Genomic DNA, 21,020 nt, shown 5'->3' with positions numbered 1-21,020 from the left:
CATCACGGGATCTTATTGTGCCGCGAACCATTGCATTGGGTTCACCGGGCTCCCGCCTTGTCTGAGTTCTATATAAAGCGTTTCCGTCGGCTCGACACCACCGCCAAGCGCGTCGGAAACGATCAATTCCTCTTCAGTATCGCCGTCCGTATCACCCGCTGCGTCTGGCATCAGGCCCAGGGGCGCGCCGGACGGCACCAATTCTCCGGCGGTCACGAACAGATCGCCCGCGCCCGCCAGAATTAGCAGATAGTCGGCTTGCGGCTCCAGGATAATGACATTTCCGTAATCCAGAAGCGGCCCGGCATAGCGGACAGATGCGGGCCAAGGCGCGGTCAGCAGCGCGTTCATCGGCACCGCCAGCAGCGCGCCGGGCCGGGTGATGCCCGCCGCATCGGTCTCGTTGAAGCCGCGCACCAGCGTGCCAAGGGCGGGCGGCGGCAGGGTGCCGCGCGCACTCGCGAAGTCGCGGATCGTGTCCATGGCCGGTGCGGGCGTCTCGGCCAACATCGCGGCGAAACTGCCCAGGCTATCGACGCTTTCCAGGATCCGTGCCATCGCCGCCGGGTCCTGGGCAAAGCGTTCAGGCAGATCGACCCGGTCGGCGATGGCCTGGCTCAGGGCCGTGCGCGCTTCCTGCACGCCCCCAAGCGCGGCTTCCAATTGCCCCACCGCCCCGTCCTGCAACGCGCGCAGCACCGCGAGTTCCTCCAGTTGCGCCCTTAACGCACGGGCCTCCCGCGCGACCGCAGGGGTGACATCGGCCACGATCATCCCCAGCCGAGCGGTCCCCAAAGGCCCCTCCGGATGCAGCAATGTCGCGGGGGCGGGCGCTTCTTCGATCCGCTGCAACACGCCCATCAACCGCGCCAGCCGCTCGCGCTCTGCATCAAACACCAACAAGATCGTGCGTTCGCGCAGGGCCGCATCGCGAATGCCGGCCCGCAAGGCGTCCAGCCCGTGCTCATAGGCGCGCACGGTTTCGGTCAAGGCCTCCACCTGATCGCGCGCGCCCTCCGCCTCGCGCAACGCCGTCGCGGCGTCCTCCAACATGCGCGACGCCTCCCGCGCCGTTATCGCCGGATCTCCCTGGGCGGCCACAGGGACCGCTGCGAGGAGGGACAGCGTTGCTGCCAGCAGCGCAGGCCCGAGGAGGGGCGCGAAGACCCTCATTCCAATAAGCTTTCGCCGGTCATCTCAACAGGCTGTTCCAACCCCATCAACGCCAGCAAGGACGGCGCCAAATCCGCCAGGCGTCCATCGCGCAGACCCGCGCCCTCGGGCCCGCCCACCAGGATCACCGGCACAAGATTTGTCGTATGGGCCGTATGCGGCCCGCCCGTTTCCGGGTCCACCATCGTCTCGCAATTGCCGTGGTCCGCGCAAACGATCATCGCGCCGCCCACCTCTTCCAGCGCCGCCACCGCTTGGCCAAGCCCCGCATCCACCGCCTCGCAGGCCGCCATCGCAGCGGCCAGATCGCCGGTGTGTCCCACCATATCGGGGTTCGCGTAATTCACCACGATCAGGTCATAGCGATCCCGGATCGCGCCCACCAACAGCTCCGTCACCGCCCCGGCGCTCATCTCGGGTTGCAAATCATACGTCGCCACATCGGGCGATTTCGGCATCTCCCGATCCTCGCCCGTCTCCGGCACCTCGACACCGCCGTTGAGGAAAAATGTCACGTGCGGGTACTTCTCGGTCTCGGCGACGCGAAACTGTCGCAGGCCCGCCTTGGCGACCCATTCGCCGAGGGTGTTCTTGATCTCCTGCTTCGGAAAAACGGTGGTCATATAGGCGTCATGGGCCTTGGAGTAATCCACCATCCCCAGCTTCGCGGCAAACTCGGGCCGGCCTGCCACGTCAAACCCCTCGAACGCCGGATCCCCCAGCGCCGCCAGGATCTCCCGCGCTCGGTCGGCGCGGTAATTCAGCATGAAGATCCCGTCGCCGTCGGCCATCCCGCCGTAGTCCGCCACCACGGTCGGTGGGATAAATTCGTCCGTTTTATCAACCCCGTAGGCCGCGCGCACCGCGCCCAAGGCATCCTCGGCCCGCTCACCCTCGCCCCGCACCATCGCGGCGTAAGCCCGCGCCACACGGTCCCAGCGGTTGTCACGATCCAGCGCGAAATACCGCCCGCAGACTGTCGCCACGCGCGCGCCGTCGGGCAATGCCAAGCCGCGCAGGAACCCCTCGGCGGATTTCGGCGCCACATCGCGCCCGTCGGTGATCGCATGGACCGCCACCGGCACGCCGCGCGCCACCAGAACCTCAACGGCTGCTTCCAAATGCGTCAGTTGCGAATGCACCCCGCCATCGCTCACCAACCCCATCAGATGCGCCGTCCCGCCCGAGGCCTTCAACGCCTCAGCAAAGGCGACCAACGCCTCGCGCTCCGCGAATTCACCGGCAGCAATGGAATCGTTGATCTCCACCAGATCCATCTTCACGACGCGCCCCGCGCCAATGTTGGTATGGCCGACCTCGGAATTGCCCATCTGCCCTTCGGGCAGGCCCACGTCGAGCCCGTGTGTCAGCAGCGTCGCGTGCGGGCAAGAGGCCATCAGACCGTCCATCACCGGCGTTGCCGCCAGGTGCGGTGCGTTATCCGCTTGCGTCTGGCCCAGGCCCCAGCCATCCAGAATGCACAACACGACCGGGCGCGGTTGATCTGTCATTCGTTGAGAACTCCTTTACCAATTCCGTTCTATGGAGGGCGCATCCGCGCTGCAAGCGCCCGCAGGCCCGCTTGGCGGTGACAGGCCGAAGCGCGCGCGCTATGACGGATGAAATGCAAGCCAGAAGGGCGCAAAGTGACGAGCGACGCGGGGTCAGTGGGGCAGGCCGAAGACGGGGGCGCAGCAAGCGACCCGCCGGACAATCTGCTGACGTCCCAAGCCGACCGCAACGCCTGGCGCGAATGGCTCGCCCACGCCTGCTCGGAAGACGGCGGCGGCGAAACGCTGGAAGACATCCTGGCCCGACACCCCCGCGCCAGCGCGCTGCGCGACGGCTTCTCCCTTGGTGCCTACCTCACCCACAATAGCGATGTCGCAGGCGCCGTGGACAGACCGCAAGAGGCGCTGTTTCACTACCTCGAATTCGGCATTGCCGAGGGGCGCAACGGCACCCCAACGCGCTGGAGCCCGGATTTCGTCGCCGAGACCCTTGGTCACAGGCTCCCCTCCCATCTGACCGCCCCGCAAGCGGCAACCGCGCTGACCGCCCTCGGCGTTCCGGCCTCGCACCTGATGTTGGGGGAACGGGATCTGTGGCTGCTTCTCGGTCTCCACGGCCCGACCCTGGAACACATCTTCCACCATGAAACCTACCTTGCCGCCCTCGACGCCGCAGGAATGGAGCTTCCCGCCCCGGACCGCGTGTCCTGCATCCACCATTTCGCCGCCACCGGCCTGGATGCCGGCATTCCCGCCCATCCCGATCACCAGTTGGATGAGGCGTTCTACGCCGCCTCCCTGGCCGAGCTGTCGCTCGAAGGTCCCGCCACGCCGCGCCATTGGGCCAGCATTGGCCTGCGCGCCAATGCCCATGCCAACCCCAAAGCCGCCGCGCGGGCGCGGTTCAACGTCCATCTGCCGACCGAGGTTTCCGCAGGTTCCACCGGCCACCTCGCCCGGATGCTCCTGCATCCTATGCCCCTTGTCGAAAGCCTCGACCTCTCCCACACGGCCCTGCGCAGCTTTGCCATCGATCTGGCCCGGCAATGCCGTCGCCGGGGCGATATCGGCACCGCGGAAGCCTTGCTGGCCCATGTGGTGTCCGTCACCCCCGACGATCCGCGCGCGAGCGTTGATCTGGCCGAGCTGATCCACGGCACCCGCCAAATCACCCGAGAGATCGCCCTGCGCTCCGTCGCGCCGCCTGATTTCGATGGGGGAGAGAACCGCGTGACGCTCGCGCGGCTGCACTACGATCAAGGCAATCTCGACGCGGCCCTGACCTGCGCCAGCACCCTGCCCGATGCGGCCCGGGGCGATGTGGCGATCACCCGCAAGGCCCGCGCGGTGGCGCGGATGATCATCGACGACCTGAGCGAGGATCTCGAAACCCACCTCGCCCACCGCCTCGTGGTCGAGGTGCAGGATCTGCTGACCCGCGCCCTTGCCATCTACGCGCCGACCCCGGACCGGCTGGACCGCTCCGGGCAGATCGCCCGCGTCGCGATCCTCGCCAATGACGACCTTTATCAATGCAAGCTCTACCGCGCCGACCAAAGGGCCGATCAGCTTCGCGCCCAGGGGCTACAGGTGACCGTTTTCCTGCACAGCACCGACGTCGCCGCGCTACACGCCCAACTCGCGCAATTCGATGCCGTCATCTTCCAACGAACCCCCGCCTTGCCCGACACGGCGGATGTCATGATGGACGCCGCCAAACAGGGCCTCGCCACCTTCTTCGACGTCGATGACCTGATCTTTGATCCGCGGCATTTCCCACCCCCGCTGGAGACTTACGCAGGCCAGATCGGCAATGACACACGCGACGCCATCGCCTGCGGCGTCCCGTTTTTCGCCGCCGCCGCGCGGCTTTGTGGCACCGGCATCGCCTCCACCGATCCGATCCGCGACGCCCTCGCGCCGCTGACGATCACCGGCACCGCCTTCACCCATCGCAACGCCCTTGGCGCGGCCCATGCCGTCGCCATGGCCGCCGCCAAGAAGCCCAAGAACGACAAACTCGTGCTGTTCTACGGCTCGGGCACCAAGGCCCATAAGGCAGAGTTCTCCAATGTTCTGGAACCCGCCCTGGCCGAGGTCCTTCAGGCCCGTCCGGGCCGGGTCGAGATCCGCCTCATGGGCGAATTCCCCCCGCTGAGGCATCTGTCGCCCGACGACGTCACCCTGATGCCCCCGATCTGGGATTTTGAGGCCTATATGGACGCTCTGTCGCAGGCCGACATCGCGCTGTCCGTGCTCGCCCCGTCCCCCGCCGCCGATGCCAAGTCCGAGATCAAGTGGATGGAACCCGCGATGTTCGCCATCCCCGCCGTCGTCAGCCCCTCTCCGGTGATGGCGGACGTGATCGACAACGGCGCGACCGGGATCATCGCCGATGATGCAGAGGCATTCACCTCCGCCCTTCTGCACCTCATTGATGAGGACCCCCTGCGCCTGTCCATGGGTCAGGCCGCCCGCGCCCAGGTTCTGCGCGACTACGCCATGCCCGCCATGGGGGCGGCACTGGTCGAAAACATGCAAGCCACCCGGTCTGCGCCCAAGCCCAAACTCTTGGTGGTTAACGTCTTCTTTCCGCCGCAAGCCCTCGGCGGCGCCACGCGCGTTGTCGCAGATAACGTCACCCACCTGTTGGACAGACACGGCGATGGGTTTGAGGTCGACATCCTCACTACGCTTAACGGCGGGAAAACCGCCCACAAGGTTCAGGCCGTCAGCCATTCCGGCGCGCGGATCTGGGCCATCACCCGGGACAAGAACGTGCCCGAGCGGGCCATGCGCGACCCGGTCATGGACGCGCGGATTGAGGCGCTGCTGGACCGCATTCAGCCCGATATCGTCCATGCCCATTGCCTGCAACGCCTCGGCGCCGGGGTCATCGACGCCTGCCGCAGGCGCGGCATTCCCTACGTTCTGACCCTGCATGACGGCTGGTGGACCTCGCCGCATCAGTTCATCACCGGCCCCGATGGCGCGCCGTCGCTCTATGATTTCACGGCATCTCCCCTGGCCGAGAGAGAGCAGATCGCGCGGCGCTGCATCACCGACGCCGCCGCCGCCCTCGCCGTGTCCGAGCCTTTTGCCCAACTGCACCGCGATGCGGGCCTGTCCAACGTGACGGCGCTTTCCAACGGTGTCTCCACCCTGCCCGAGCGCAATCGGACGGACCCGCCCGAGGGCCGCGTGCGCCTGGGCCTGATCGGCGGCGCATCGCGCCACAAGGGCTATGACATCCTGCGCGCGGCGCTGACCGCGCAGGCGTTTGAGAACATCGATTTGATCGTCTCGGACCATTCGCTGCCGCCGGGGGCCGAGGTGCATGAGGTCTGGAACACCACCCCCGTCCTGCGCATCCCGCGCCAACCCCAGGCCCAGGTCGGCACGCTCTACGGGCGGTTTGACGTGCTCATGGCGCCCTCCGTCTGGCCCGAAAGCTTCGGGCTGGTAACGCGCGAGGCGATGGCCCTGGGGCTTTGGGTCGTGGCCTCCGACCGGGGCGCCATCGGTGCGGATATCGTGGAGGGGGAGAATGGCCATATCGTCCCGGTCGACGATCATCGCGCGCTGACGCGGGTTCTGGCCCAGATCGACGCCAACCCCGCGCGCTATACGCAGCCGCCGCCCCACCGGGCGGAGTTACGCACAGCGGCCGAACAAGGCGACGCACTAGTCGCGCTCTACAAGGACATCCTCGCGGGGCGCCCTAAAAGATGAAATCGTTCGGATCGAGGTCGGTCAGCAGCACGTTCTCCAACAGAATCGAGTTGCCAAGGCCGGTGTCGATGAACACATCCGCCCCCTGCTGCACCGCGGCCTGCATGACCTCGGAATAGGAATTCATCGTCGACAGCTCACTGAACACTAGTTTCTCGGCATTGTTGGTGGCCTCGAAATCGACAATCACATCGTTGCCGTGGCCATCCTCGAACCAGAAACGGTCGGCGTTGAAATTGCCTTCCATCGTGTCGTTCCCGGTGCCGCCCACCAGCGTGTCAAAGCCGCCCCCGCCGACGATGTAGTCGTTCCCGGCCCCGCCATCTGCAAAATCGGCCTGAAATCCGGCGCGGATCAGGTCGTTACCGTCACCGCCATAGATCGTGTCTTCGTGGTTGGCCCCGAACAGCCGGTCATTGCCCTCGTTTCCGTACACCAGATCATTGCCATTGCCGCCGCGCACCACGTCGTTGCCGCCCTCGCCGTAGAGCGTATCGTTGCTGTTGTCGCCCAGGATAATGTCACGCTCATTGCCGCCGAAAATCAGGTCTTCGCCCTGTTGCCCGCGAATGGTGTCCACGCCGGGCCCGCCATAGATCGTGTCGGCCTGGTTGCCGCCCCAGATCTCGTCCCGGCCACCGCCGCCGTAAATCAGGTCCTCCTGATCACCGCCGTGGGCGTAGTCCCAGCCATTTCCCAGGATGATCGTATCCTGGCCAAGCCCGCCGGTGACCCTGTCGTTCCCCTCGCCGGCATCGATGTAATCATTGCCCGCGAAGGCATCGACCGTGTCGTTGCCGCTGCCGGTGTTGTAGGCGTCATTGATCGCGGTGCCGTCGATGTTGTCATTCCCGCCATTGCCCCCAAAGCTGGAGAAATCCGGCACCCGGTTTGCGGTTTTCAGGATCGCGGCCTGGATTTCGCTGAAGCTCAGCGTTTGCCCATCGCGAGAGAACAGCTCCAGCGTCTCGCCGCGCCAACTCAGGATCGCGCCGTTGGCCGTGGCCGTGTAGCCGATCTGGGCCGGATCATAGAGCATCGGCCAGGCCGACAGGTCCAGTTGATCCACCCCGGCCTCGAAATCACGGATCTCGTCATGGCTGAAATCGGACCGCAGGATGAACGTGTCGGACCCGTCGCCGCCGTGAATCGTGTCGACGCCCAAGCCATCCTCCAGCAGGTCATCGCCCGCGCCGCCGATAATGTTGTCGTTGCCGACGCCGCCGATCAGGATGTCGTCCTTGGCCCCGCCCGTGATCGTGCCGCCCGCGTGGGAGCCCTCGATAATCTCGCCGTGATTGGTCAGATCGACGGTAATCTCCGTCACGCCCCCCTCCATCTCGGACGAGACGAACAGGCTCAGCGTCCCGCCGTCGAAATGGGCCGCCACGGATGAGATGTTCTGCAACCCCGGATCGTCGCTGACCGTGCCCAGAAGCTGAAGGCGTCCGTTCGGCATCAGCACAAACAGCGTGACGCCGTCGTCGCCCCCGCCCGCGACCACATAGGTGCGGCCGTCAGCCTCCACGACTTCCAGGCTTTGGACGTTGCCAAAGTGCGTCTCGCGGGTGTCGATGATGTGATCGGTGGACACAAGGCTGCCGTCCTGGGCCAGCTCCATGACCGTGATCGCACCCGATTGCCCCTGCCCGTCACCGGGCGCCGAGGCCAGCAGGACGAAACTACGCCCGCCCATCTCCACCACCTTCATATCGGTGGGGGTCATCACGCCGATCCCCTCATTCACACCCGCATTGCCGGTGTTTTGCAGGCTGTTGCCGTCCACCCGGTAGACGGACACGCCCTTCTCGGTCTCGCTGACGCTGATGACATATTCTTTGTTGAGCACCTTTGTCGAATCGACCGCCATGATCCCCGAGGAATAGGTGGTGCTGGTGTCCGCAACCTGCATGGTCTGCGACAGGGTGCCGTTGGCGTTGATCTCGTAGCCGCTGATCATGCCGGTATTGGCATCGGCCATGAACAGGGTCTGGGCCTCGGTCTGGCTCAACCCCTGCACTTGCGACATCTCGGTCGAAATGCCCGTCATCGTCACGGCCTGGCCAAGGCTGCCGTTGGCGTTGATGTCGAACAGGTGCAACTGATCCTCACCGTTGCCCGCCACCGCGATGCAGATGGCGCCGTTCACCTCCATCAGGTACATGTCGCGCAGCGCGCCCTCGGCCCAGGCGCTGTTGAACAGCGCCGTGTCGAGGATGCTGACCGACCCATTGGGGTTCAGCTCAAAAGCGGCCAAGCCGCCGTTCTGCCCGGAGTTCGTGTAGAGAACGGATTTCCCGTCCACCACCGTCACCATCAAATCAGAGATTCCAACATCCAAGGCCAATTGCCCCGTCTGGAACTGCCCCTTGATCACCATTTGTGCCATCTCGCACCCACCTTCCAAATCGCTCACCGGCAATGTGGTGCCAAAGCTTGTGCGAAGTTCGTGCGAGTTTGTGGCAGGCCGGTGGCGAATAGATCGAAATTTGAGGCGTTGAATTAACCGCCCGGCGGGGATGCGGGGCTAGGCGCCCATGTTCTCTTTATGCAGCTCAATGGCTTCATCGAGATCGTCAAAATAGCGCAAACGGCCCTTTTCCAGGACCAGAGCTGAATCGCAATACTCCCGCAATTCGCCCAGATTATGGTTTACCATAATCGCGCCAGAGCGTTCCATCCGCGCCGCAAACAGCTGCTTGGACTTCTGTCGGAACGCCGCATCGCCCGCGCCCGTGACCTCATCCACCAGATAGGTGTCGAACTCGATTCCCATCGACAAACCAAAAGTCAGCCGCGACCGCATGCCTTGGGAATAAGTGCGCACCGGCTCGTTGAAATGGTCCCCAAGCTCTGCAAACCCGCGCACGAAATCTGTCAACTCGCGCGTGTCGACGCCGTAGACCCGGGCGATAAACAGGGTGTTCTGCGCACCCGTCAACTCGGGGTGGAACGACCCCGCAAATCCCACCGGCCAAGATATCGTCCCGTCCGAGATCACCCGCCCATGATCGGCATCCATATTGCCCGCGATGATCTGCATCAGCGTCGATTTCCCCGCTCCGTTGCGCCCCAGAAGCGCCAGGGATTTGCCGGTGGGCAGCGTCAGGTTGAGGTTGTCGATCACGATCCGCCGCTGGCCCGCGACGCGAAAGGACTTGGTCAGGTTCTCGAACCGGATCATCGCCGCGGCCTACTGCCTGTCGCGGATCGAGTAATAGACCAGCGCCAGGATTGCCCAGCTCAGCACCAGGAACAGCGCGGCAAGGCCCAGGATCACATCGCGGCGCGGGAACTGCGCCAGTTCCGGGAAGGTCGGCTGGATGAACACCGCCAGGTAGCGGCTTTGCCGCGTGGTATTCGTCCGCGCCAAGTCCAGCGCGGTCAGGGCCGCGCGATAGCTTTCCTCGGCAAACTCCCGGTCCACGACAAGGCCTTCGAATTCCGCGATCAGCGTGGGGTAATCCTCGCCGCCCACCTGGGCGTCGGCCTCGGTGAAGTTCTGCCGCTCCAGCGCGATCCGCTCGCGGATCACGTCGATGCGCTGCGCCGATTGGCGCAGGCGCGGGTCATTGGGGTTGGCAGTATTCTCACCCAGCAAGTCATTCTCGATCAGCGCCTCGGCCAATTGCTGCTGCAGATTGTTCAGCACCCCCATCCGCCCCTGAAGGTCACTTTCAGGGTCCACGATCTGGGTGCGCGTCCGAAACGCGGTCAGCGCCTCGCGCGCTGTGCGCAGCCGCACCAGCGCAGCCGCCAGATCCTGCTCTGCAAAGCGCATGGCGTCATCGCGCGCTGTACTGTTGAGCGCGTTCACAAGGCTTTGACTTTCCTCGATAATCGCGCTGGCGATGGCCTGCGCCATCCCCGGTTCAAACGCCAGCACGCGCAGCTCCATCAGGCCCGAGGATTGACTGTAGCTGATCCGCACGATGCGCTGCCAATGGTCCACCAGCCCTTCAATCGTGGTGTCGGGGTCGAGGGCGAAGAACGGATCCTCCTCAAACGGGGCCGAGTAATGGCCCACCAGATCCAGCCGCGCATCCAGGCGCTGCACCAGCTCCTGACTGACGATGTACTCAAACAGGATATCCGCATCCGCCTGCCCGCTTCCGCCGCCGCCGGTGAAGGCGGCAAGGCCGCCCAGCACATCCGTCGCCGCGCTGGATTCGTTCTGGCGCACCGTGAACCCGGTGGTAGAGGCATATTGATCAACCGCGACGGTATAAAGGTACGTCGCCAACACCGCGATTGGCGCCAGAACCAGCACCACGAAAGAGATCAGGATCCCCCAGTGCCGCCACCGCATTTTGGCCCGGCCCGCAGGCACCGTATTCACCCGGATCCGCCGCTTGGCCCCTACGGGAGCGTCCGGTTTTTTCGCCGCTTCAGTCAATGGTTTGGCAATCCTGACGTGCTCTAACGGGCGCAAGCCCTGCATCCCGTTGCTGGAATATCATTCGTCATACATACTTGGAGAGTTTTAAGAAAGCATGATGGACCCCGCCCCTTTGGCCAACCTCTCGCCTTTTCCCTCGCCCGTGGGCCGCGCCAAGTCGCGCGCGACCAGCTTTGCATCGGCGCGCGCGATCATCGCGCTGATGCTGCGTGAGATGTCGACGCGTTATGGCCGCTCTCCGGGGGGGTACATCTGGGCGGTGGTGGAACCCACGGCGGCCCTTCTGGTGATGGCCTTCGTCTTCTCTCTGCTTATCCGCAGCCCATCGCTCGGCAATTCATTCCTGCTGTTCTACGCCACCGGCTACCTGCCGTTCCTGCTCTATAACCTGACAATCGCGACCGTCATGCACGCGCTCAACTTCTCCAGACCGCTGCTGATGTACCCCGCCGTCACCTGGATCGACGCGATCCTGGCGCGCTTCATCCTCAACACGCTGACCAGCCTCGCAGTCAGCTGCATCGTGCTGTTCGGCATTCTGGAGTTCACGGACACAACCGCCGTGCTGGAGTTCCGCTACATGGTCACCGCCATGGCCTTCGCAGCCCTCCTGGGCCTTGGCCACGGCACCTTCAACTGCGCGCTTCTGGGGCTTTACCCCGTCTATGGCCACTTCTGGTCCATCGCCACGCGCCCGCTTCTGATCGGCGCGGGCGTGTTCTTCCTCTACGAAGATCTGTCCCCCGCGATCCAATCAATCCTTGATTGGACCCCCTGGATTCACTTCACGTCGATGTTCCGCCAAGGCGTCTACCCCACCTATGCGCCGGACTTCATCTCGGTGCCGCTGCTGGTGGTCTGGGCGCTGGTGCCGCTGGTCTTCGGGCTACTGTTGCTGCGTCGCCACCGTCAGCAAATCCTGATGCGCTAAACCCTGTGGTACGGGCTTCCGGCAAGGATGCTTGCCGCGCGGTACAATTGCTCGCTCAGCATCACCCGGGCCAGCATGTGAGGCCAGACCATCTTGCCGAAGGAGATCGCCAGCGCGGCCTCGGCGCGCAGGCCGGGATCAATTCCGTCCGCCCCGCCAATCACCAGCGCCAGATCGCCCGCGCCCCGGTCCCTTTGCGCGCCCAACCGATCCGCGAACTGCGGCGAGGTCATCACCTCCCCGCGTTCATCCATGACCCAAAACGTGGCACCCGGCAGCCGTGCGCGAATCAGCTCTGCCTCCGCCGCCATGCCGCCGCCCTTGCGGTCATCGACCTCCACGACGTCCCCAAGCGTCAGCCCAAGGCCCCGGCCCGTCTTGTCAAATCTTTGCAAATAATCGTCGAGAAGCGCCTTCTCGGGCCCCTTCTTCAGGCGGCCCACAACGCACAGGTGAACCTTCAGGTCGCGACTGCTTCAGGCTGCCACATCTTCTCCAGCTGATAGAACTCGCGCACTTCAGGGCGGAAAATGTGGACGATGACATCGGCGGTATCGATCAGCACCCAATCGCCGGCATCCTTGCCTTCGATCTTGGAATACAGGCCGAATTCCTGCTTCAGCTTGTCGACCAGCTTCTCGGACATCGCCGCGACCTGGCGGGTGGAGCGGCCAGAGGCCACGACCATGTAATCGCCAATCGAGGACTTTCCGCGCAGATCGATCTGCACGACGTCTTCGGCTTTGTCGTCATTGAGAGATGTCAAAATGCGCTCAAGCAGCTCTTCGCTGCTGTAGGCGGTTTGGGTCCGTGCGCCCCGGGTCTGGCCGGTCGCGGCGGGTGCAGAGGTCTTGGCCCCTGCTTGGTTAAGTCCGGTCAGGACTCTGTCCTCCATCATACGCGCCTGTGCGTCCCCGGCGCCGAGATGGGGCCAAGATAACATCGCCCAAGCCCGTTCTCAACCACGCCTTACGTGGCGGCGGCGCAGTGTTGCCAAGGCCGTGGTGCCGTAACGATTTGTTAACCATGTCAGGCCCATGGTGCGGGATGCGTTACGCTCTCCTGTCCCTCCCGCTGTTGCTTGTCGCCTGCGACAGCCCCTCGCCCGCGATGATGGGGATCACGCCAACTTACGTGACCGTGGATGGCGCCGAATTCTCTGTCCGCCAGAACGGCACCCGGGCCGAGGCGATCCGCACCAACGCCATGCCCTTCCCCTCCATCGGCGCCATCGTCCACCGCGCGGGGCAGGCGATGGAGCAGGCGACCGGCTGCACAGTTGTCACCGACAGCCTGCGCGGCGACCAGAACGTGATGCGCGCCGATCTAATCTGCTGATCCGCAAGGCCGCAGCGCCGCCAAATCCGCGTCCTCCATGAACGCCGTCACCGGCACCTCGTTGAACAACGGCAGGAACCGCGCGCCGGGCTCCAGTTGCAGGCTCAATGACACCCTTGCGTCCGCCCCAGGCCCCGCGTCCAACGTGCACGGCTCAAACCCCACCGAAAACCCGCCCGAGGCCGCATCCGCGTCCGCTTGTTCCCAGGCCAAGGCCCGCGCCTGCGCCGCGCGGAACCTGTCCTGCGCCCCCGGCTCTACCCGCCACACGTCCTGCGCGCTTTGGACCAGCTCAAACCGCTCATCAAAACCCGCGCCGTCCTGATGGTCGGCATAAAGCCGCATGTGGGCCGAGCCTTCCGCCACGCCGACACCCTCCGGCAGATCAAGCGCCACCGCCATCTGCGTCGGATCCGCCGTCAGCGGATCCAATCGCGCCAGTTGCACCATGGTCACCGGGTTCAGGCTGACACAGCCAGAAAGGGCCACCACCCCTAAGCCTAAGAAAATGCGCGTCATGATCACCTGCCTCGCTGATTCTGTAATTATTGTTTTACAGAAAACTTTTTCTGTGTGACAAGGGGCCATGGATAGTCTTTCGCAAACCCGCCGCATCGCGCGCCCCTTGGCGCTTGTGACAACCATCGCGCTTCTGGCCTACCCCTTCGCCGTGTTCACCATGGCGCTGTCAGGCTATTTCGACACCGCGTTCCTGCGCGATGCCTACAGCGGCGTGACCCTTCCCGCCGTCCTTTCCCCCGCGGCCCTCACGGTGACCTATGCCATCGCCGCCCTCTCGGTCGCGCTGATCTGTGTCGTCCTCTGGAACATCCGCGCCCTGCTGGTCCTCTTCGCCACCGGTGACGTCCTGGGGGGCGAGGCCGCCCGACGCATCCGGCGCATCGGCACGCTCCTTCTAGCCCTCGCCATCTACGGCGTGCTCGCCCACACCCTCACCGTCCTCGCGCTGACCTGGGGCAACCCGCCGGGCGAGCGCAGCCTGTCGATCGCGTTCAGCAACACGGACCTGTTCCTGTTCCTCGCCGCCGGCCTGATGACCGTCATCGGCCTCGCCATGACCGAGGCCGCCCGCATCGCGGATGAGAACCGGGCGTTCATCTGATGCAGGTCGTCGTCCGACTGGACGTGATGATGGCCCGTCGCAAGATGAAGGGGCGTGAGTTGGCCACCCAGATCGGCATCACCGAGGCAAATCTCAGCCTGCTGAAATCCGGCAAGGTGAAGGGCATCCGGTTCGAGACGCTGGCCAAGATTTGCGCCGCGCTCGACTGTCAGCCGGGGGACATTCTGGAGGTCCTCTCCGAAGGTGAAAATCCAGATTGATATACCATTGATATACTTGTGCCCTCGCGCTGCCCCAAACATAGGTTTGGCAAGAAGCCACATATATTGGGGATAACCCGCCGATCCCTACGATATACGCCCCATGTGCGTTGACTCATGGGGCCGCCCTCCGCGTAGACTGCCCGTCAGAAGAATCGCCATCGGAAAGAGGCAGTACAGGTGCGTTTCACAAAGCTCAGACTCAATGGATTCAAGTCCTTCGTCGACCCCACGGACCTCGTGATCGCCGATGGGTTGACCGGGGTCGTGGGCCCCAATGGTTGCGGAAAATCCAATCTTCTTGAGGCGTTACGCTGGGTGATGGGCGAAAACCGCCCCACCGCGATGCGCGGCGCGGGCATGGAAGACGTCATCTTCGGCGGCGCCGCCACGCGCAACGCCCGCAACTTCGCCGAGGTTTCGCTTCAGATCGACAACACCGACCGCCTCGCCCCCGCCGGGTTCAACGAAGAAGACCAGATCGACATCGTCCGCCGCATCACCCGCGATGCCGGAAGTGCTTATAAACTAAACGGAAAAGACGTCCGTGCCCGCGATGTCTCGATGCTGTTTGCCGACGCCTCCACCGGCGCGCACAGCCCCGCGCTGGTGCGTCAGGGACAGATCTCCGAGCTGATCAACGCCAAACCCAAGGCCCGCCGCCGCGTGCTGGAAGAGGCCGCTGGCATCTCGGGCCTCTACCAACGCCGCCACGAGGCCGAGCTGAAATTGAAGGGCGCAGAGGCCAATCTGGCCCGGGTTGACGACGTGCTCGATCAACTGGCCAGCCAGCTTAACACCCTGGCAAGACAGGCAAAACAAGCCGCCCGCTACCGCGAGATCGGGTCCGAGCTGCGCCTCGCGGAAGGCCTTTTGCTGTTCACCCGCTGGCGCGATGCAGACGCCGCCCGCCTCCGCGCGGAAGAGGCGCTGCGCGCCGGTCTCACTGCCGCCGCCCAGTCCGAGGCCGCCGCGATGGAGGCCGTGAAGGCCCGCGAAGCCGCCGAAGAAGCGCTGCCGCCTTTGCGCGAAGAAGACACCGTCGCGGCTGCCGTTCTCCAACGTTTACTGGTCGAACGCGATAGCCTGCAGGCCGAGGCCGACCGCGCCGCCGCCGCTGTTGAAACGCTCACCAACCGCATCGCCCAGATCGACAAGGACCACGACCGGGAAGAGGCTTTGAACGCCGACGCGGGCGACACCGTCGCGCGCCTGCAAGCGGAAAGGGCAGAGCTGCAGACGGCACAACAGGGCCAGGACGCGCGCTTGGGCAATGCCCGCGATGCGGTGACGGACGCGCGCTCCGTTTTGGCGGGGCAAGAGGCGGAACTCTCTGATCTTACAGAACAATCTGCCGCGCTGGCGGCCAGGTATCAGGCCATCGAACGCCGCATGGGAGAGGCCGAAAAAGCCGTCACCCGCAACACGGCCGACGCGACAGCAGCCGAGAATGCAGCCAGTGATGCCGCCGACCGCCTGCAAACCCTCAAGCGCGAAGCCGAGGGCGCCGAGGAGGCTTTGGCCAGCGCCGCAAGTCTCGCCGCCCGCGCCGAGGAAACGCTACTCGAAACCGAAGCCGCGCGGGCCGAGGCTCAGTCCAAGGAAACCGAGGCACGCTCTGCCCGGTCCGAGGCTGAAGGCCGTGCCGGCACGCTGGACGCAGAGGTCACGGCATTGGCCCGCGTGTTGGAACGCGATCGCGGCGACGGCGCCCAAGTACTTGACGAAATTAAGGTTTCTCCCGGTTTCGAGGCCGCAATTGGCGCTGCGATGTCCGATGACCTCAAGGCCGCCCGCGCCGATGCGGCGGGCGCGACCGGCTGGACAGATCTTCCCGGCTACGACGCCTCCACCCCCCTTCCGCAAGGCGCGCAACCCGCCGCCGAGGTCGCGACAGCGCCCAGTGTCCTCGCGCGCCGTCTGTCCCAAATCGGCATCATCGACGCCACCGATGGACCTCGGTTACAGCCCGCCTTGCAGCCCGGCCAACGTCTCGTCAGCAAACAGGGCGACCTCTGGCGCTGGGACGGGTTCGCCGTGGCCGTCGCCGACGCCGTGTCGACCGCCGCTCGACGGCTGGAACAGGCGAACCGCCTGACCGAGCTGGAAGAGGAACGCCTGCGCGCGCGGAGTAAGGCCGACGCCGCCAAGGCCGTCCATGAGGCTCTCGCAGATCGCCTTAACCAATTGACAGAGGCCGATAAATCCGCCCGTGCCGCGCGTCGCGACGCGGAAACGCAGCTCAGCCAGGCCAGCCGTGCCGCCGCCCGCGCCGAGGCGGACCAAAGCGTCCTCGATGGCAAGTTGGAGACCCTGCGCCTGACCGCCTCTCGCCACGCGGAAGAAGCCGACACCGCCCGCGCCGAGCTGACCCGCGCCCAGGACGCGCTTGCCGAATTGGATGATCTGGATGCCGTGCGGGGCCGTCTGGAAGACGTGAAAACGACGGTCGAGGCCGCGCGGATGACCATGCTCGCCAAACGCGCCGCCTTCGATGAGGTGAAGCGCGATGGCGAGGATCGCGTCTCTCGTATCAGTAAGATCGGCACCGAAATCACCAATTGGCAGAACCGTTTGACCAACGCCGCGTCCCGTCTGGCCGAGCTGGAAAAGCGCCGGGGTGAGGCAGAGGTTGCCCTCACCGACGCCCGTCAGAAACCCGCCGAAGTGGCACGCCGGCGCGAGCGGCTTGCCGTGCAGATCGCGTCGGCCGAGGCCCGCAAAGCGACCGCTGCCGACGCGCTCTCGGTCGGGGAAATGAACCTGCGCGCCGCCAGTGGCGCAGAGCGGGACACTGAGCGCGCCGCGTCGGAGGCGCGCGAGGTCCGCGCCGCCTCCGAGGCCCGGCGCGATGCCGCGATGGAGGCCGTGCAGGCCGCCGCGGACCGCATCGCCGAGGAGATGGAACTGACGCCGGAAGCGCTTCTGGAAACCCTCGGCGATCTGCCCGATCCCATGCCCTCCGCCGACCGGATCGAGCAGGACGTCCTGCGCCTGCGCCGCCAGCGCGACGCCCTGGGTGCGGTGAACCTGCGCGCCGAGGAGGACAGCCGCGAGGTGCAGGAGGAACACGACACGCTGGCGACGGAGAAGACCGATCTGGAGGAGGCGATTGCCAAGCTGCGGACCGGGATCAACGCGCTGAACAAGGAGGGGCGCGAGCGGCTTTTGAAGGCATTCGACGAGGTGAACGAGAACTTCGCCCGCCTCTTCACCCACCTCTTCGGCGGCGGGGAGGCGCGGCTGGTGTTGGTGGAATCCGACGATCCGCTGGAGGCGGGGCTGGAGATCCTGTGCCAGCCTCCGGGCAAGAAACTCTCGACCCTCTCACTGCTGTCGGGCGGCGAGCAGACCCTGACGGCGCTGGCGCTGATCTTCGGGGTGTTCCTGGCGAACCCGGCGCCGATCTGTGTGCTGGACGAGGTCGACGCGCCGCTGGACGACGCCAACGTGACCCGCTTCTGTGACATGCTCGATGAGATGACCCGCATGACGAACACCCGGTTCCTGACGATCACCCACCACGCGGTCACGATGGCTCGGATGGACCGACTTTTCGGGGTCACGATGGGGGAGCAGGGGGTGTCTCAGCTCGTCTCGGTGGACCTGAAAGCGGCGGAGACTCTGGTGGCTTGATCTGGGGTGCTCAAGCTTGAGCAGGGGGTTAAGGGGTTGTTTTTGTTTTGTCTTTGGATTTGTTAAGGTTTGAGCGGGTGAATTTGGGGCGGGTTAGTGGGCTTTAAAGTGCCCTCATCGATTGCCAGTGTTCCGATTGACCGCAGCGAAGGGACACGCAGTGAGCTAAAGAACATAAGCTGCCAAGAAAGCAAGTACGATAGAGCTTTTGACGCGGCGAATATAGCCTAAGGAGAGCTTGAGTCCTTGGAGCGCTGCGGCCTCGCCCCCTTAGAAGGGCGTACAGCTCTGATAATACTCACTATGTCGCTTGAACCAACTTTATTCTTGATCAAGAAGACGACGACAACCAATGCTAGTAAAACCGCGCCTAATCCATTTCCTTTGATAAACCCGAAGGAAATTTCTGCGTCGGCAGTCAAGGCTATGATGTCTTCGAAATGTTCATACATGCTACAAGCTCACTGTCAGCGGCGCCAAGTATTCGGGTAGACGGCATTAGCATGTCTTAGTGCGACTTCTGCCAAATATGGATCGTCGTAGTGATCTGCTCTTAGAGAAAGCGCCGTTGTTCGGTTGGTGATTGCCGACAATGGGAACATGACAGCAGCTGCAACGAAGTCTGCTTCGGCCTCCAAGACTTTCGTTTCGGCCTTTGAAAGGCGACCTTGAGCCGCAGGCAAATGGTGCTCTATGGCATGTAAGCATTCGTGATATACAGTTCCGATACACGATGGCTCACCATCCAACGCGTCCAAGTACACTTTCGTCGATATCGTAACCTTAGGATCGGGAGTAAACTCTGTCAGTCCTCTAAGTATTTCTCGCGACCCCTTGCGTCTCACGACATCCGAAACATGAAATGTAAAACGTTTGAGCTTTTCTGGCATAACGAACTCCAGAAACGTAGAGCAGCAAAGCCTGCCATCCGCTGCTAGGCTATGACTCCGCATCCAATCGGAAATTTGATAGAGGACAAGGGCGCGTTCTCGATTTGAGACTACACTAATTTCAGGTTTCATCAGCCTCCCCCTTTTCCTGACGAGAAATCAAAGTAAGTGTTTCCAGCAAACGTTGCTTGCCGTCTTCTGAGATTAGCTCTCGGTTCCTTAGATAAGCCTTCAAAAATCTGTCCGATAAAAGTGACTTATCCTTCTTAGCCAGATCAGAAATTTGACGTTTAGCTTTGAGATCAGCCAGAGTCTCGGGTTGGAAATTGAGAATCCGCCCAATCTCAGGAAGCCATGCGATTGGAAAGTTTTCGTTCTTTGTTTCAAACTCACTCAAGGTTGCAGGTGAGACCTGCATTTCTCTCGCCATTTGTGCCATCGACATCTTTAGAGCCGCCCGTCTCGGACGGGTAGTATTCCCCAACGCCGTAAGGTTTGGGTTTTGAACATCGCGCCACTGTTCAGCACCGGGTAAATGTTCTTCACCCATAGCACTCCTCCGAACAGTGCTTCCTTCAAAGTTTTCGTAGGTTCTTGCAAAGCTCATTAGGCGATCTCCCTTACGCCATAAGGTAAATCACCTAATTCTAGTGAAGTCAACAATATGTTGTGCAGTGGCGCTTCATTGTAACCACCAGTAGACAATGAGAGGATTGCTGCGCTCCCATTGCCTTACATGGTTAGTACCGTCCATCGGCGGGCCGCGGTGCGGCGATCCGACGGTCGTTCCAAGGCGCTTTATGGTGGCCAAGCACGTCCCACAGAACGAATGACGCACCAAGACCAACCAAATCGCCGTGCCGGGGGGCGGCCCGGCGATGGGCAGCGCGCTGGCGCGCTTGATTCTGCCCGGGTGCGTTGATTGGGGCGGCTCATATCCGGGCCGAGGCCCGGTCTGCGGGTGGTGGGTTTCACCCACCCTACGGGGCAATTTGCGTTGGCTGTTGCCGAACATGTTTTCCACCGCTCTTTTAGCTTTCCCTACCAATTTTCTCGTGAAGCCCATCGGCGGGCCGCGGTGCGGCGATGGGCAGCGCGCTGGCGCGCTTGATTCTGCCCGGGTGCGTTAACTGGCGGGGAGCCGGGGCGCAGCAGGTGCACAATGAATGTGCGCCCTACCGTTGGCGGTTGCCGAAGGTGTCTTCGACGTAGTCCATGATGTCCTCCATCAGCGGGCCGGTTGCCTCTGGGCCTGTGAACCGCAGCGACCAGCCGTCGGGGGTTCTCTCGCGGCGGATGTGTAGCTTCGACCGCACTTGGGCTGTGCGGCGGGGGCGACCTGGGCGGTAGAGGGCGGTGTCCGGGGTGCGGGCGGCTTCCTCGGCCTCTAATAAAATCGGCAGGAGGGTTTTCCATTGGGCGTCGGGGGATTTTTGTTTGGAGGTGCGAAGGGCCGTCGTGATGAGGGGGCCGAGGTCGGCGCGGAGCGCGAAGGCGATGCGGGTGATCTGGTTCTGGCTGAGGGTCTCGGGCGCGGTCAGCAGGTGGTCGCCGATCTCGGACACGACCTCGGCCATGGCGCGGATGCGGGCGCGGCGGTGGCGGTCGAGGGTGCGGTAGAGGCTGTCGGTGGCGGCGTCTAGCGTGGGGAAGAGGCCCTCGGCCACCGCTTCGGTGACAAGGCGGCCCTTCTCCCACGGGGAAATGGCGGCGCGGATCTCATTCTCGGCGACCATACGGGTCATGGCCTCGGCGATGTCGGAGGGGTCGCGGATGAAGGCGGGAATGGTGGTGTGGCCCAGGGCACGCGTGGCGGTGAGGCGGCGCAGGCCGGAGATCAGGCCATGGCGGGGCGCGTCGGGGACGGGATCGTGCTTGGCCCAGACCTCGATCGGGTGGGTGAGGCCGAGGGACGCGATGGAGGTTTGCAGTTCCGACAGGGCGGAGGGGGCCAGGGAGATGCGGTCGCGGGGGAGGGCATCGGCGTCGATGTCGGAGAGGGGGATGTGGTGGATCTGGGTCATGGCGGCAGTATAGGGCCGCGAAGGGGGGTGTTGCGCGCTACC

17 protein-coding genes are annotated in these 21,020 nt (G+C 63.9%); 6 read left to right on the top strand and 11 right to left on the bottom strand.

Annotated elements, in window-relative coordinates; all coding sequences use genetic code 11:
- Nucleotides 1–12 precede the first annotated feature (12 nt).
- Together AC6I9R_RS01970 and gpmI are read right to left on the bottom strand one after the other, a co-directional pair.
- Nucleotides 13–1,173 carry a murein hydrolase activator EnvC family protein gene (locus tag AC6I9R_RS01970; protein ID WP_461426778.1) on the bottom strand — a complete coding sequence of 387 codons (1,161 nt, stop codon included), beginning with the start codon at nt 1,171–1,173 and terminating at the stop codon, nt 13–15.
- Entirely contained in the window at nt 1,170–2,684 is a 1,515-nt protein-coding gene (gene gpmI, locus AC6I9R_RS01965; protein WP_461426779.1) for a 2,3-bisphosphoglycerate-independent phosphoglycerate mutase, read from the bottom strand. Before gpmI ends, AC6I9R_RS01970 begins: the two co-directional genes overlap by 4 nt.
- 135 nt (nt 2,685–2,819) lie before the next feature.
- On the opposite strand from gpmI, the gene AC6I9R_RS01960 reads away from it, so the two are divergent.
- Nucleotides 2,820–6,416 (top strand): glycosyltransferase, encoded by a 3,597-nt coding sequence (locus AC6I9R_RS01960; RefSeq protein WP_461426780.1) that lies wholly within the window; start codon nt 2,820–2,822, stop codon nt 6,414–6,416.
- Here AC6I9R_RS01960 and AC6I9R_RS01955 read toward each other — a convergent pair.
- The 3 genes from AC6I9R_RS01955 to AC6I9R_RS01945 form a co-directional block, all read right to left on the bottom strand.
- A complete protein-coding gene (locus AC6I9R_RS01955; RefSeq protein WP_461426781.1) occupies nt 6,406–8,805 on the bottom strand; it encodes a calcium-binding protein in 2,400 nt (799 codons plus the stop codon). The genes AC6I9R_RS01960 and AC6I9R_RS01955 overlap by 11 nt on opposite strands.
- Before the next feature lie 138 nt (nt 8,806–8,943).
- Nucleotides 8,944–9,600: an ABC transporter ATP-binding protein gene (locus AC6I9R_RS01950; protein ID WP_461426782.1), complete on the bottom strand. Its 657-nt coding sequence runs from the start codon at nt 9,598–9,600 to the stop codon at nt 8,944–8,946.
- Nucleotides 9,601–9,609: 9 nt separating this feature from the next.
- Complete coding sequence (locus AC6I9R_RS01945) at nt 9,610–10,812, bottom strand: KpsE/RkpR family capsule polysaccharide export protein (protein WP_461426783.1); 1,203 nt, start codon at nt 10,810–10,812, stop codon at nt 9,610–9,612.
- A 97-nt stretch (nt 10,813–10,909) separates the two neighbouring features.
- On the opposite strand from AC6I9R_RS01945, the gene AC6I9R_RS01940 reads away from it, so the two are divergent.
- The gene (locus tag AC6I9R_RS01940) at nt 10,910–11,746 is read left to right on the top strand and encodes an ABC transporter permease (RefSeq protein WP_461426784.1); all 837 of its coding nucleotides are present in this window, start codon (nt 10,910–10,912) and stop codon (nt 11,744–11,746) included.
- Here the strand turns inward: AC6I9R_RS01940 and rlmH are convergent.
- Nucleotides 11,743–12,210 (bottom strand): 23S rRNA (pseudouridine(1915)-N(3))-methyltransferase RlmH, encoded by a 468-nt coding sequence (rlmH, locus tag AC6I9R_RS01935; protein WP_461427071.1) that lies wholly within the window; start codon nt 12,208–12,210, stop codon nt 11,743–11,745. The genes AC6I9R_RS01940 and rlmH overlap by 4 nt on opposite strands.
- On the bottom strand, nt 12,207–12,641 hold the full coding sequence (rsfS, locus tag AC6I9R_RS01930) for a ribosome silencing factor (RefSeq protein WP_461426785.1): 435 nt from the start codon (nt 12,639–12,641) through the stop codon (nt 12,207–12,209). The genes rlmH and rsfS overlap by 4 nt, the downstream gene beginning before the upstream one ends.
- Nucleotides 12,642–12,793: 152 nt before the next feature.
- Between rsfS and AC6I9R_RS01925 the strand changes: the two genes are divergently transcribed.
- Nucleotides 12,794–13,084 (top strand): hypothetical protein, encoded by a 291-nt coding sequence (locus AC6I9R_RS01925; protein WP_461426786.1) that lies wholly within the window; start codon nt 12,794–12,796, stop codon nt 13,082–13,084.
- Here AC6I9R_RS01925 and AC6I9R_RS01920 read toward each other — a convergent pair.
- Complete coding sequence (locus AC6I9R_RS01920) at nt 13,073–13,603, bottom strand: hypothetical protein (RefSeq protein ID WP_461426787.1); 531 nt, start codon at nt 13,601–13,603, stop codon at nt 13,073–13,075. The two genes, AC6I9R_RS01925 and AC6I9R_RS01920, sit on opposite strands and share 12 nt — an antisense overlap.
- Nucleotides 13,604–13,670: 67 nt before the next feature.
- Between AC6I9R_RS01920 and AC6I9R_RS01915 the strand changes: the two genes are divergently transcribed.
- From AC6I9R_RS01915 to smc, 3 genes are all read left to right on the top strand, one after another.
- The gene (locus tag AC6I9R_RS01915) at nt 13,671–14,207 is read left to right on the top strand and encodes a hypothetical protein (protein ID WP_461426788.1); all 537 of its coding nucleotides are present in this window, start codon (nt 13,671–13,673) and stop codon (nt 14,205–14,207) included.
- Entirely contained in the window at nt 14,207–14,428 is a 222-nt protein-coding gene (locus AC6I9R_RS01910; RefSeq protein WP_461426789.1) for a helix-turn-helix domain-containing protein, read from the top strand. The genes AC6I9R_RS01915 and AC6I9R_RS01910 overlap by 1 nt, the downstream gene beginning before the upstream one ends.
- Before the next feature lie 180 nt (nt 14,429–14,608).
- Complete coding sequence (gene smc, locus AC6I9R_RS01905; RefSeq protein WP_461426790.1) at nt 14,609–18,064, top strand: chromosome segregation protein SMC; 3,456 nt, start codon at nt 14,609–14,611, stop codon at nt 18,062–18,064.
- Nucleotides 18,065–18,531: 467 nt separating this feature from the next.
- Here the strand turns inward: smc and AC6I9R_RS01900 are convergent, their stop codons facing one another.
- The 3 genes from AC6I9R_RS01900 to AC6I9R_RS01890 all read right to left on the bottom strand — a co-directional run bounded on the left by AC6I9R_RS01900 (nt 18,532) and on the right by AC6I9R_RS01890 (nt 20,978).
- Nucleotides 18,532–19,086, bottom strand: a complete 555-nt coding sequence (locus AC6I9R_RS01900; protein ID WP_461426791.1) for a hypothetical protein — start codon at nt 19,084–19,086, stop codon at nt 18,532–18,534.
- On the bottom strand, nt 19,076–19,561 hold the full coding sequence (locus AC6I9R_RS01895) for a hypothetical protein (protein WP_461426792.1): 486 nt from the start codon (nt 19,559–19,561) through the stop codon (nt 19,076–19,078). The genes AC6I9R_RS01900 and AC6I9R_RS01895 overlap by 11 nt, the downstream gene beginning before the upstream one ends.
- A gap of 568 nt (nt 19,562–20,129) precedes the next feature.
- Nucleotides 20,130–20,978: a ParB/RepB/Spo0J family partition protein gene (locus tag AC6I9R_RS01890; RefSeq protein ID WP_461426793.1), complete on the bottom strand. Its 849-nt coding sequence runs from the start codon at nt 20,976–20,978 to the stop codon at nt 20,130–20,132.
- Between the last annotated feature and the right edge of the window lie 42 nt (nt 20,979–21,020).

It is taken from the genome of Gymnodinialimonas sp. (assembly GCF_059726805.1).
Note: the sequence above shows the minus strand (reverse complement) of the source record. Positions and strands in the feature narration are given on the sequence as shown.